This window comes from Vibrio sp. 10N.222.49.C9, from assembly GCF_041474985.1.
Taxonomy (GTDB): domain Bacteria; phylum Pseudomonadota; class Gammaproteobacteria; order Enterobacterales; family Vibrionaceae; genus Vibrio; species Vibrio crassostreae_C.
In genome coordinates this window covers 1-274 of sequence record NZ_JBFRVD010000057.1, presented here as the reverse complement: position 1 = coordinate 274, position 274 = coordinate 1, and the positions used below count along the sequence as shown (strand labels likewise).

Sequence of the window (274 nt, the reverse complement as noted above, 5' to 3'; positions counted from 1 at the left end):
AATCCAAACTCACCCGCTTGTGCCAAGCTTAAGGCGAACAGCCAGCGATTAACCCCTTTGATTTTGAAAGCTATGGCCAGCGCCCAAAGTACAAGGCCCTTGAGAAGCATGAGTCCCAGAGTCAGACCAATAATGACAAAGAAATCACTGAACAAAACCGTAAAGTCGATGCCAGCACCCACAGTGATAAAGAACAGTCCGAGCAACAAACCCTTGAACGGCTCGATGTTAGATTCCAATTCATGTCTAAATTCACTGTTAGCCAATACAACGC

The 274-nt window shown here is 46.0% G+C and carries 1 protein-coding gene; it reads right to left on the bottom strand.

Translation table 11 applies throughout. The features are described from left to right. A partial coding sequence (locus tag AB4585_RS20160; RefSeq protein ID WP_372170723.1) for a cation:proton antiporter occupies positions 1 to 274 on the bottom strand: 274 nt, incomplete at both ends.